Origin of the sequence: Anabaena sp. FACHB-83 (genome assembly GCF_014697485.1) — a bacterium.
Taxonomy (GTDB): domain Bacteria; phylum Cyanobacteriota; class Cyanobacteriia; order Cyanobacteriales; family Nostocaceae; genus Nostoc_B.
The window spans coordinates 1-12592 of record NZ_JACJRY010000088.1 but is presented as its reverse complement, the minus strand read 5'-3'; the positions used below and the strand labels follow the sequence as shown (position 1 = coordinate 12592).

The following is a 12592-nucleotide window of genomic DNA, read 5'->3' as shown; positions in this document are numbered from 1 at the left end:
CATCCGGTATTTGAATGGTTAGTTGTGCCACGCTTGAAACCATTAACTAAGCTGTTCGCTCATAATTATGCTTTAAGTTACATTGTAATACAAGACTACAACACAAAATAAGATACCATTATCTTTTGTCCGATATAATCTACGATTAATATTTACTTAACAATACTCTTCGATTATTTTGTATAATTTTATGTATCAATTTCGGTATTTAGAAGAGGCGCGATCGTCATACTCCTGCACTCAAGTACCTCAAACCCTTGTTCTGGTGTTGGAAAAATTTCACTTAGTCCGCAAACCCACACAATGCAACAGCAGAAGCAACGCTCTAAGGGTTTTAGTCGATGAGTTTTGTTTTACCCAGTTAATTATCGTTGTTAGATAGCGAAGTGTTAGCGAGTCCGCGAGCGTCTAAACTCCTGTTTGACGTTCAATTGCTCTAAAGCCTGCACCATTAACGTATGCTTTTAAGCATTCTATTTTTTTCTCATCTGAGTATCCTTTTGGTGGACTGTAGACATCAATGAATTGGTGATCGCAATATGCCTGCTAGATTGGGAGAGATGCGTTCGCCCTGTCCCCTTAACTACCAGAAATCCCACTCCACTCCCTTAAAATGGGCAACACAAAGGTGATGGGCTTTCTCTGTTCCACTGTCACCCTGACGGTTGTGGTGGTTCCTGGGGAAATTTCTAACTCTGGTCCCGATGAGGATGACCATTTATAACCACTGACGGTTTTGGGGTCTAGTTTTAATTGAGCCATAGTTTCTATTTTCCCCCCTGCTTCCCCCATGATTGTTTTTACCACCTCCGGGTTTCCCACCACATAGTTAGCCCCTTCTGAGGTGACGGGGAAGGGTGTTACTTCTGTAATTTTACCGACAATCCCGCCAAATCTTGTGCGTTTGACCGTATCCGGTGTAATTAATATCTCCATGCCGGGGCGGATTTTCTTGCCATCTTCTACAGCGAAATAGGTCACACTCTTCATGTCTGTTGCTTCTCCCGTGGTTTGCAGGGTTCCTAAACGGGAACCGGGGTTTAAGTATTGTCCTCTAGTGGCGGTGAGTTCTACAATACATCCTGTGTGGGGACTTTTGATAATGCTGTTGTCTACGACTTCTTTTTGTAACCGGACAATGTTTTGCTGTATTTCCTGGATTTGATTGTTTTCGGTATTGGTGGCTTCGAGGTTGTCCTGTTCTAGTTGTTTACTACGTGTGTCTAATTTCTCTAATTCGGCGTTAATTTGGGTAATATTATTGAGGTTTTCTTGGTGTTTTTGTTGGAGTTCTGTTGATTGTACCCGCAACTGTTGCAACTGCGCTTGAATCTCCGAGATATTTTGGCGGGTTTGGCGATATTCTTGTTCTGCTTGTAACACCTGTTCTGAGGAGATTGCCCCTTGTTGTTGTAATGACTGTTGTTTTGTCAGTCGCTGTTGCAGGAGGGGGGTTAATTCCTGGGCATCTTTGAGCTTTTGCTGGAGGTTGCGACGCTGTTGTGAAATGCTATTTAACCCTTCTTTTTGGATGTGGGGTGTCAATTTTTGGGTATCTTGTAGCCGTTGTTGCAAGCTGGTGCGTTCTGCGGTGATAGCTGCGGTTTCTAGTTGGGTGCGTTGTTGGCGCACTGCTGTAGTTTTGGCTACTTGTTGTTGGAGTTGAGCGAGTTTATCCCGTTGCTGTTGCAATTGTTGCTTTTTATCCGAGGGGTCGATAATCCCCAGGATGTCGTCTTTTTTTACACATTGACTATTACGGATATTTAAGGATTGCAACTGTCCAGAGATGGGGGATTGTAGTTGTACGACGCGACGGGGATTGATGAGTACCCCTTTCCCGGTGACGGTGATGGGGATATTGCCAAAGATGCTCCAGATTACACCGAGAATTCCGAAGAAAGCTAATGCAGTCAATGGTAACCAATCTGTGGGGCTAACCACTTGCATGAGGGTGTCTAGCCGTTCTGGGGAAGATAAGCGATTGAGGGCTTGTTGACGAAAAATATGGGATTTTTTCTCAGGAGGCATTCGTTGGATTAACGAGGGATAATGACTTCACGGTGCCATAAATTTAACTTACATCATTCTCGTTTATCTTTTGACAATATCGGGAATTAATTCCCAGGAACCAACAAACACAAGGGTATGTAAACCCCTTGCTCAGGGAATTATTACCCTTGCTGTATTACCCCCAGGAATAATTTATATGTAAAACCCCAGGAAACTGATGAGGATGCGGTATAAGATTGCTGCTAAAACCCCGAAGGAGGCAATTATGAAGAAAGACTTAAAAACTTGAAAACCATGATTATGAAGTGGGTATTATCTGGTAATCAGTAACATTTTTGATAGGATGAATTGAACTAAATATATACCTCATATATACCTCCAAGTGCGTGTCAGAACTCCCACAGTCTTACAAATGGAAGCAGTCGAATGTGGTGCTGCTTCCTTAGCCATTATCCTTGCCTACTACAATCGCATTGTCCCCCTAGCGGAACTCCGCATTGAATGTGGGGTTTCCCGTGATGGTAGCAAAGCCTCTAACGTGATTCTGGCTTCTAGACGCTACGGAATGAATGCCGATGGCTTTAAGGCAGAAGATATAGAACAAATTAAAGAATTATCTCCCCCCTACATTGTCTTTTGGCAGTTCAATCACTTCTTGGTAGTGGAAGGGTGGAATAAACACTGGGTGTTTCTTAATGACCCCGCAACTGGTCCCCGCAAGATTACTTGGGAAGAATTTGACGAGGGGTTTACCGGGGTGGTGCTGGTGATGGAACCCGGTGATGATTTTGACCAAGGGGGTCGTAAACCCAGTGTGATTTTCGCCTTAACTGACCGTTTACGGGGTTCACTGGGGGCAATTTTATACAGTATTTTTGCTGGGTTTTTGCTGGTGCTGCCGGGATTAGCAATTCCTGTATTTATTCAGGTATTTGTAGACCAGGTGTTGGTGGAAAACCGCAGGGAATGGTTGCATCCTTTGATTCTGGGGATGATTATAACCACGGTATTTCAAGGACTACTCACTCTGTTACGCTTGCGGTATTTACGCAAGCTGCGGATTAAGTTAGGGGTGGGGATGTCTGCCCGTTTCCTGTGGCATATTCTGAGATTGCCTGTCAATTTTTATGCCCAAAGATATGCCGGGGAGGTGAGTAACCGCGCCAGTTTAAATAATAAAGTGGCACAGGTATTATCTGGGCAATTGGCAACCACGGTAATTGATGGGGTAATGATATTATTCTACGCGGCGGTGATGTTTGCCTATGATTGGGTACTGACTTTAATTGGTATCTGCTTTTCCACTATCAATGGCTTGGGGTTGCAGTGGGTAGCCAGACGACGGGTAGATGCAAATATGCGTTTAGTCCAGGATTGGGGGAGAGTTGCAGGGGTGAGTATTGCTGCACTCCAGAGTATAGAAACCTTGAAAGCATCGGCGTTGGAGTCGGATTTCTTTTCACGGTGGTCTGGTTATTATGCCAAAGCTGCCACTTCCCAGCAAGAGTTGGAAGTCATGAATCAAATGTTAGGGGTTTTACCTGTATTACTTACTTCCTTAACCACCATGTTTATTTTAGTGGTTGGGGGTTGGCGGGTAATAGATGGAAATCTCACCATTGGGATGTTGGTGGCGTTTCAAAGTTTGATGTTGAGTTTCCAGCAACCCGTGAATACTTTGGTAGAATTTGGGACTACCCTCCAGGAATTAGAAGGGGATTTGAATCGTTTAGATGACGTTTTGGGTAATTCTTTAGATCCAGAAGTGGAGAAGGGAAGCAGGGGAGCGGAGGAGCAGGGTGAGCAGGAGAGCAGGGGACGATGGGTGGAGACAAAGGGGACAATCCAAAATTCAAAATCTCAAATCCAAAATTTAAAGGGTTATGTAGAATTACGGAATATTACCTTTGGTTACTCCCATATAGATCCACCGTTGATTGAGAACTTCAATTTATCCTTGCAACCGGGACAACGGGTGGCTTTAGTAGGTGCAAGTGGTTCTGGGAAATCCACTCTGGCGAAACTTATCTGCGGACTTTATCAACCTTGGGAAGGGGAAATTTTCTTTGATGGAACCCACAGAAGCGAGATTCCGCGAGAGGTATTGGCGAATTCTGTGTCCTTGGTGGAACAGGATATATTTCTCTTTGGGGGTACAGTGCGGGATAATTTGACCTTATGGAATGGCACAGTCCCAGATGAAGATTTAGACCAAGCTTGTGAAGATGCGGCTATCCTGGACGCTGTAATGGCAATTCCGGGGGGATATGATGGGGAGTTGCTGGAAGGGGGAGTAAATTTAAGTGGGGGACAAAGACAACGGTTAGAAATTGCTAGGGCTTTGGTGAAGAATCCAGCAATTTTGGTGATGGATGAAGCGACATCTGCATTGGATGCCCAAACAGAAGAAATTATTGTGTCAAATCTGCGTCAACGCAAGTGTAGTTGTATTTTGGTAGCCCACCGCTTAAGTACAATTCGAGATTGCGATGAGATTATTGTGTTGTCTGGGGGGAAGGTGGTGCAACGGGGTACTCATGAGGAATTGTGGGAAGAGGGGGGAGAGTATGAGAGGTTGATTCGTTCTGAGGAAGAATGACTCAAGAGAATGGTTGTTATGTTTTACATACAGGCAGTGTTGACAAATTTTTCTGAAAAACCCAGTTTATTTTTGCGAAAAGTACATATAGTTAACTGTAATAAATTATATACTGCTATTCACCAACCTGATTTGTAACTAATTAGGAGAATATTTTCGTGAAAAATCAAATTAAATTGGTCTTCCAAAACCCCAAAACATCTGTTATTCCCTCCACTCTCTCTAAACTTTCGTTAGTGGAATTGGACAATGTTTCGGGGGGTTTCCCACCCAATGCCTACGATTGGTGTCAACCAACGCGGACTTGGGTGTTGCCAGGTACTTGTCGGAAGGGTGGACCAGGAGGTTGGGAAGCACCGTAACTTTGAGAGACGACGCTTAAGCTTAAGTCAATTTACCACAGACCGTTCCAATAAGGTCAAAAGAAGCGTTTTCTATAGCTCTATAAGTTTATAGGACTGAATTTACCTATATAGTGTGTCAGTTGCTGGGAGTGATTTCAATAACTGGCACTACCTATCAAGTCAAAACTCAACTTTGGTGGTTTGAATGGTGAGGTGGGTCAGTTTTTCTATTTGAGGCATCTTTAGAAGATGATATGCGATCGCGCAACAACGAAACTGTAGTTGTATTTTGGTATCTCACCGCTTAAGTACAATTCGGGATAGTGATGATTTTTTTGTTATCAGTAAGTAAGACAGTGCAATGGGGAACTTATGAGGAGTCATGGAAGTCAGAAGGAGATTATGAAATCTTGATTGTTTCTGAAAAAGCATAACTCAATAAAATTGAGTTTAATGCTGTATTTACAGGCATTATTAGCGAATTTATTCCAAAAATAAAGCTTTCTATTCCTAAAGATAGACATCAATGCTTGTAAAAAAAGATACAATAATTTTGTTAACTTTATTTGCAACTGCCAACGGAGAATATTTTCGTGAAAAAGCAAATTAAATTAGTCTCGCAAAAACCCAAAACATCTGCTATTCTCTCCGACCTCACTCAACTCTCATTAGCAGAATTGGACAATCTTTCAGGTGGTTCTCTTCTTGGGGTCGGGTGTGATTGCAATGTTCCAAGTAAGATACCGTGTCCTTTTGCTTTTATATGTCCTTAAGTGCTGGGACTGCTAACCTCTGGATGTAGAGAACTGCCATCTTAGCATAATAATCAAATCAGGACTTTACCACAGACTGTTCCAATAAGGTCAAAAGAAGCGTTTTCTATATATCTATAGGTTTATAGGGCTGAATTTACCTATATAGTGTGTCAGTTACTGGCAGTGATTTCAATAACTGGCACTACCTATCAAGTCAAAATTCAACTTTGCTGCTTTGAATGGTGAGATGGGTTAGTTTTTCTATTTGAGGCATCTTTAGAAGATGATATGCGATCGCGCAACGACGAAACTGTAGTTGTATTTTGGTAGCTCACTGCTTAGATACAATTAATTCGGGGTAGTAATGAGACTATTTTGTTCTCAGTAAATAAGACAGTACAATGGGAAACTTATGAGGAGTTATAGAAGCTAGAAGGAGATTATGAAATCTTGAGGTTTTGTGAAAATATTTTCCATCCTACTTGTATCCTTAACTAATTGTATGTAGCCTAGTTTTAAATTGATATTATTTATCTGGGGTCTTACTTTTTTTAGTTTGTAGCTGTTGCCAAATTCCTAATACTAATTAACTAAATAAACTAGTCTGTTTTATATGATTTCCATATTTGCCGAAACATTGAATACTTCAGTATTAGTAGGGATAATTTTTGTTCTCACTGGTATTGCCAAGGTAATAGAACCGTGGAAATTTATCGGGCATATTTCTAAACTCAAACTTCTGCAACCCCAATCAAGTCAATTTGCAGCTTTAACATTTACTGCTGTGGAATCTGCTTTAGGAATTGCTCTGATTTTAGGGGTGTTTCCATCAATCATAATTCCTATCAACATTCTGTTATTAATTGGGCTAACAATTCTCACTTACTGGAGTACTTCTACTGGACGCACGGAGGATTGTGGCTGTTATAACGGTTGGTTAGATATCACTCCTACCCAAAGTTTAATTCTCAATTTTGTTTATATTGCCCTATTAATATTTGCTGCTGTTTTTTGCAACTATCAACCCACATTTTTATGGCAGTGGATGCTAGTATTAGCAACCCTAATTACTAGTGGTGCTTTAGCTTCTGGTTCCCTGGAATATTGGATTAAGAATCATCGCCCTTATATTGATTTATCACCAGTAAAAATTAACCATTACTGGCAACCAGAATGGTTAGGAGAAGATTCGGATTCCGAGTTAATCTCTGGTTCCCATCTGATAGTTTTTTTAAGTCCTCAATGTCCCCAATGTAAGAAATGGTTGAATGTCCTCAAGGTAGTTCACTATCGGGATGATTTACCAGATGTATTAGGAACAATTGCTTTAACTACTGTTGACGAGGGGCAAGAATTTGTTGATGGTTATGATTTGAATTATCCCATAGTGGCAATTGAACAAAAACAACATCAAAAGTTAGGAATTAGCTTTTTTCCTACTGCTATTCTCTTGGAAGATGGAGTGATTAAGGATAAATGGCTGGGAGTGATTCCAGAATATTTCATTGAGCGCATTCGTCAGGGAGATTTGAGTTATCCAACCGTGAATAAAGAAGCGCAAAAAGTTGAAAATGTTGTTAAGTCAAATTAATGTACATAACTCTTACCAGTAGCTTCTCAGTGGTAGTTGTTGGGGGCTCTTATTTTTACTTCCTCACCCCTCCCCCATGACCGAAAAAGCCCTCCGGGAACTCGCATCCATCCTCAACCCCACCAACCACATTCCCCCAGGAGAAACCTCCCTATTAATCGCTGTGGGTGCTGTGGGTAAATCCCTGGGGATAACCATCCGTCCCCCTGCTAAATCGGAAAATTCCCACACTTTAGAAGCAATAGCCCGCGCTTCTGGTTTTCGTACCCGTCGCGTCACCCTCACCCCTAATTGGTGGACAACAGATTGTGGCTCCCTCCTGGCTTTTACCAAAGACGCAAATCAACCCGTCGCCCTCTTACCCATCAAAGGGAAAAAATATGAGATACTAGATCCAGCAGAATTGACCCGTTCCCCTGTCAATCGCCACACCGCAGCCAAACTCGCACCCATTGCCTATACTTTTTATCGTCCTTTCCCAGATAGGGAAATTACTGTCTGGGATGTACTGCAATTTACGTTCAGGGGACATACGGCAGACTTGATAAAAATTATCTTAGTGGGGGTGATTGCCAGCTTATTTGGCATGGTAACACCCTTCATCACGGGTATGTTCATCGATTATGCCATTCCCGACGCAAATCGCCAATTATTAATCCAAATGGGACTGGGCTTGTTTGCTGCGAGTTTTGGGGTGATGATATTCCAACTAGCACAAAGTTTCACCATCCTCAGATTGCAAACCCAAGTCAGTTTTGATACTCAAGCTGCGATGTGGGATAGATTACTCAAACTCAAACCCGCTTTTTTCCGCCAATATTCCACGGGGGATTTACATAATCGGGTGTCCGCAATTTCCCAGATACGTGACCGTCTCAGTAGTAGTATTTTACGAACTTTGTTTATCAGTGTGTTCTCCTTGCTGAATCTGGGATTGTTGATAGTCTACAGTTTTCCCCTGGCATTGGTGGCAATGGCGATTGCGTTGGTGGCAGTAATTGTGACTACCATCTCCGGGATAATTACGAGACAGAAAATGCGCCCCTTACAACAGCTTTCTGGGGAAGTCTTTGGACTGACGGTGCAGTTAATTGGAGGAGTATCCAAACTGCGGGTAGCAGCAGCAGAGTCAGAGGCATTTGCTTGTTGGGCAAATAAATATACTCAACAGGTAAAACTGATCTTAAGTACCCAGTTGGTGGAAGATTTACTCACGGCTTTTAATGTCATCCTACCTCCAGTCAGTTCTATGGTGCTGTTTGGGTTGACTGTGGCTTTAATCGGACAATCTCAAGGACAGGGATTATCTACGGGGACATTTCTAGCATTTAACGCTGCCTTTGGCATATTTATCACCAGTGCCGCCAGGTTGAGTAATACCCTAATTGATATTCTAGAAATCACCATTTTATGGGAACGTGCCCAACCGATTTTACAGACAAAGACAGAAGTTGATGCTCACAAATACCATCCCTGTAAGCTGCATGGAGGCGTAAAATTAGACCAGGTATGCTTTCGTTATCGCCTGGATAGTCCCCTAGTTTTAGATGGTATCACCCTGGAGGCACAACCAGGGGAATTTATCGCCATTGTGGGGGTATCGGGAAGCGGAAAATCCACCATTGTCAGGTTGCTGTTGGGCTTTGAAACCCCGGAAGCGGGAACCATATTCTATGATGGCAGGGATTTGTCAGGTTTAGATATTGCCGCAGTGCGACGACAGTTGGGGGTGGTGCTGCAAAATGGGCGAATTATGAGTGGTTCGATATGGGAGAATATTGCTGGAGGTGCTATTGTCAGCCAAGAAGAGGCTTGGGAGGCATTGCAAATGGCAGGTTTAGCCGAGGATGTGCAAGCAATGCCTATGGGTATCCATACAATTATCTCCGAAGGCGGTGGCAATTTATCCGGGGGACAGCGACAGAGGTTATTTATTGCCCGTGCTTTGGTACACAAACCGCAGATATTGTTGTTTGATGAAGCCACATCTGCGTTGGATAATCGCACCCAGGGGATTGTGACTCAAAGTTTAGAACAGTTCGGGGTGACTCGTGTGGTAATTGCTCATAGATTAAGTACCATTCGTCACGCAGATCGGATTTATGTGCTGGATAGAGGGAAAGTTGTCCAGCAGGGGAGTTTTGCAGAGTTAGCGGGGGTGGAAGGGTTGTTTGCAGATTTGATGGCGCGACAGATGGTGTAGATTTGGAATTGGGAATGGTATATGCAAACCATTGGTTTTCATAATTTTCATTTGTAGCGATTGCCTTAATCCACTCTCTTTACATTTCTTTAGAGACAGCCTCTTAAAGGTTATACCTGACTTTTTAGGCAACCATCCGATTTGCATAGCTTGTTTTGCTGTCGCTCAACTCTTGCGGTGTTATTCCGGGGTTATAGCTTACTAGTGAGTCAGTCTAGTTTATCAAAGCCTCACCCAGCACTCCGAACAAGGCCGCCTAATTGCAACGAGTTCTTAAATCTTCTGAAATATTAATATCAGTTTTATATAGAAATAAATCTATGCTGTACTAGCAATAATCAATCAATTACTTATAGAATTTGGTGCAAGTAAGAAACCGAGTTAAGACAAATTTGATTACTCTGCTATAAAGCTTTATCTGTAAAGCTTTCAGCTGCCAATGCTGTGCAACTTCCTTGCTCAGTCGTGCTTCGCAGGCTGGGGCGGCTGGGGGAGAAAAAGAAAACTGCGATCGCCCTTTTATTTCGTGTAATAGGGGTTTGGTGACATCTGGGGAGAACGGTGTTTTGTACGAGTGTGAACTTTACTCTAATATGAATCGACAATTATGAATGTGGATCAGTTTGCTCACGTTCCTATACAAACTGGTCATTGAGATTCCAACAGAGCTACGAGAAGGGGTAGCGTGAAGGTAGCTGCGACCAGAGGCAAACTAAACCGTATAGTTTAAAAATGAGGAAAATTGTACTAGTATGAACACTTTATTTTCGGAGTTAATAGGATGAATTGGAGTATTTTCTTGGCTGCGCTTGGTAGTACGAGTGTGGAGTTTTTCGAGGTGGTAGCGATCGCCTATGCTGTTGGTAGTTCGGGTTATGTTAGAGAAGCCATTTGGGGTTCTATCGTCGCGTTGATAACTGTGTTGTCTGTAGCACTCGCTCTCGGCACTGAGTTACATTTGTTACCATTACAACCATTGCAAATCTTAATTGGCGGGTTATTGTTGTGGTTTGGTTGGGGATGGGCGCAGAAGTCTGTACGCCGACTAGCCGCAGGAAGGCGTGCAGGTTGGATTAATGATGATGTTCTGGAAAAAGAGGGTATTGTTTTAGAACAGGAATCTGTGGGATTTAGCAAACTGAATTTCCTGATTATGACTAAAAGTGTGGCGTTGGAAGCCTTGGAAATCGTTGTGATTGTGATGACGTTGGGTTTAGCAAGCAGCGCATGGTCTGAGGCGATCACAGCTACAGGGTTAGCTTTATTATTATCTTTAGTTGTGGTAGTTTTTTTACATCAATATTTGGTGAAACTCCCAGAAGTGTTAATCAAACTGGGTGCAGGAATTATGCTCAGTGCAATGGGGACTTTTTGGTTAGGGGAAGGTATAGGAGTAGAGTTTCCTTTTGATGAGGTTTCGATTCTGATTTTGATGACTTTATATAGTCTGACAGCAGGTATTTCAGTATATTGGTTCAAAAATCAACCTGTAACATGAAAAAAATAGCTGAAGATTGCCGTTACTGCTCCGTAGTTTCTAAAGCATAACTAAGAAGACCCCATTGGCACAGCAGGTACAGTTGATGAATGTTTGCTGGTGGAAGTACCCCACCCTTGGAAAACCAATCTTTGGGAAGCAAAACCACAATTTCAACTTTGCTGCAAGTTGTAGAGACGTTAGTATCCCAGCCTATACGATACTTTAAAACTAGATTACTGGCGCTCGCTCCCGATAGGTATTGAGCCTCAAGGAGCGACCGAGCAAGTAGCTTGCGACGCATTGACTCTTGAGGAGCTTGGGAGTGCGATCGCACTCTTTGAGCCAATACCTCGCAATAGAGATTCGCAACAATGGCTCATCATCACCCTGCTATACCCGGATTGCGCCAATCCCAGGTAAGAAATTAATTCCCCAGTTTCTTATTTTAAGTGGGCTTTAAACCCACAACTAAGTTATTTTTGCTTCTTACTTCCGACTTCCAACTTGTTGGTAAAGTATCAAATTAAGCCTTTAGCCTATACCTAGATTTAGATATAGACATTATCTAGGTAACTTAAAGCCTTGCTATCAAATAATTTGAGTATTTACCTAGATAACATCTTGATGCAGCAAGCGCGTGTTTTTTCTTCTAAGTATACCAACCGCAACACATTTAACTGATTAAACTGCTTAAGTCTCTAAGATCACCCATTCTCTTGACCCGCATCAATCATTTTTGCCAGTGCTTCAGCATCAAATCGGGTCAGGGCTTCTGCCAACTGCTGAAAATATTGGTACTGCTGATCGGCATACTCGCTTGCCTCCAATTCCAGCAACTCGCAAAACTTTACGTAATCTACCCTCCAGTTAAACTCTCCAATTGCCTTTGCAAATCGACGGGCCAACTGTAGCGATTCTTGAGTTGGGCTTGTGGGTGTGGCGTTGTGGTTTTGGGTAATAGCAGGTTCAGTCATAAATACAATAGTAGTATGCTTGTATTGGTGATTTTAGCATTGCTCTGACTTCTCCCAAAGCTTGAGTATCTTACTCCCCTGCCTAAAACTCCACATCACACCATTCCATCACTCCGTTGTAGACAGTAATTTCTTGGGTTTTCAAATGCGGCGGCAGTGAATCATCATCAAAGGTCAACGTTACAACATGAGTATCTTTGATGCTCATAGAACATTTTCTGATCTCGGTTACTTTTGCAGTCAACCCATTTCTTGTGCCAATCAGATACTTTACTGGTTGTCCCATTTTGAGATCAGCAAGTGGAATAGCCATAGGTCATCTTCTGTTTTAGGAAAGGCTATCAATTTTGATATCAATTTCTCTGTCAAGAAAAATTAGCCACGCTATGGGGATTTCACTTCAAAGAACGTTAGCTATCAATCTTGATATCAATTATCCTGCACTCCTTTGTGATATTAACCTAGCAACGCTGACCCTTGGCGCTGTATAAAAAACTGTACAGAAAATCATGGACAACTGTATAGAACCCATTTGGGATCTAGTATACTGATAAAATAACAGTATGTTTTGTCACTTATGTATTTAAGCAGTTTAACAGATGAAGAGTGGCTAATTATTGAACCATTATTACC

9 protein-coding genes and 1 pseudogene are annotated in these 12592 nt (G+C 42.4%); 5 read left to right on the top strand and 5 right to left on the bottom strand.

Features of this window, described 5'->3' with window-relative positions:
* Window positions 1-411: 411 nt before the first annotated feature.
* Window positions 412-537 (bottom strand): annotated as a pseudogene (locus H6G79_RS35365) (IS1 family transposase); the annotation flags it as partial.
* Between the two features lie 42 nt (window positions 538-579).
* Complete coding sequence (locus H6G79_RS35360) at window positions 580-2031, bottom strand: NHLP bacteriocin system secretion protein (protein WP_190595175.1); 1452 nt, start codon at window positions 2029-2031, stop codon at window positions 580-582.
* Between the two features lie 394 nt (window positions 2032-2425).
* On the opposite strand from H6G79_RS35360, the gene H6G79_RS35355 reads away from it, so the two are divergent.
* From H6G79_RS35355 to H6G79_RS35335, 5 genes are all read left to right on the top strand, one after another.
* Window positions 2426-4612: an NHLP family bacteriocin export ABC transporter peptidase/permease/ATPase subunit gene (locus H6G79_RS35355; RefSeq protein ID WP_199332949.1), complete on the top strand. Its 2187-nt coding sequence runs from the start codon at window positions 2426-2428 to the stop codon at window positions 4610-4612.
* A gap of 158 nt (window positions 4613-4770) precedes the next feature.
* The gene (locus H6G79_RS35350; RefSeq protein ID WP_190595173.1) at window positions 4771-4974 is read left to right on the top strand and encodes a hypothetical protein; all 204 of its coding nucleotides are present in this window, start codon (window positions 4771-4773) and stop codon (window positions 4972-4974) included.
* Between the two features lie 1350 nt (window positions 4975-6324).
* Entirely contained in the window at window positions 6325-7302 is a 978-nt protein-coding gene (locus H6G79_RS35345; RefSeq protein WP_190595172.1) for a MauE/DoxX family redox-associated membrane protein, read from the top strand.
* Between the two features lie 76 nt (window positions 7303-7378).
* On the top strand, window positions 7379-9505 hold the full coding sequence (locus H6G79_RS35340; RefSeq protein WP_190595171.1) for an NHLP bacteriocin export ABC transporter permease/ATPase subunit: 2127 nt from the start codon (window positions 7379-7381) through the stop codon (window positions 9503-9505).
* Between the two features lie 781 nt (window positions 9506-10286).
* Entirely contained in the window at window positions 10287-11003 is a 717-nt protein-coding gene (locus H6G79_RS35335; RefSeq protein ID WP_190595170.1) for a COG4280 domain-containing protein, read from the top strand.
* Window positions 11004-11025: 22 nt separating this feature from the next.
* Here H6G79_RS35335 and H6G79_RS35330 read toward each other — a convergent pair whose 3' ends face one another.
* The 3 genes from H6G79_RS35330 to H6G79_RS35320 all read right to left on the bottom strand — a co-directional run bounded on the left by H6G79_RS35330 (window position 11026) and on the right by H6G79_RS35320 (window position 12272).
* Complete coding sequence (locus H6G79_RS35330) at window positions 11026-11331, bottom strand: hypothetical protein (RefSeq protein ID WP_190595169.1); 306 nt, start codon at window positions 11329-11331, stop codon at window positions 11026-11028.
* A 358-nt stretch (window positions 11332-11689) separates the two neighbouring features.
* A complete protein-coding gene (locus tag H6G79_RS35325) occupies window positions 11690-11959 on the bottom strand; it encodes a hypothetical protein (protein ID WP_190595168.1) in 270 nt (89 codons plus the stop codon).
* An 82-nt stretch (window positions 11960-12041) separates the two neighbouring features.
* Complete coding sequence (locus H6G79_RS35320) at window positions 12042-12272, bottom strand: hypothetical protein (protein ID WP_242048769.1); 231 nt, start codon at window positions 12270-12272, stop codon at window positions 12042-12044.
* Window positions 12273-12592: the final 320 nt, after the last annotated feature.

What these genes read in the sequence shown, in the direction of transcription:
- H6G79_RS35320 (WP_242048769.1), bottom strand. Translation starts at nt 12,272, where the DNA reads ATGGCTATTCCACTTGCTGATCTCAAAATGGGACAACCAGTAAAGTAT.
- H6G79_RS35325 (WP_190595168.1), bottom strand. Translation starts at nt 11,959, where the DNA reads ATGACTGAACCTGCTATTACCCAAAACCACAACGCCACACCCACAAGC.
- H6G79_RS35335 (WP_190595170.1), top strand. Translation starts at nt 10,287, where the DNA reads ATGAATTGGAGTATTTTCTTGGCTGCGCTTGGTAGTACGAGTGTGGAG.
- H6G79_RS35345 (WP_190595172.1), top strand. Translation starts at nt 6,325, where the DNA reads ATGATTTCCATATTTGCCGAAACATTGAATACTTCAGTATTAGTAGGG.
- H6G79_RS35360 (WP_190595175.1), bottom strand. Translation starts at nt 2,031, where the DNA reads ATGCCTCCTGAGAAAAAATCCCATATTTTTCGTCAACAAGCCCTCAAT.
- H6G79_RS35340 (WP_190595171.1), top strand. Translation starts at nt 7,379, where the DNA reads ATGACCGAAAAAGCCCTCCGGGAACTCGCATCCATCCTCAACCCCACC.
- H6G79_RS35355 (WP_199332949.1), top strand. Translation starts at nt 2,426, where the DNA reads ATGGAAGCAGTCGAATGTGGTGCTGCTTCCTTAGCCATTATCCTTGCC.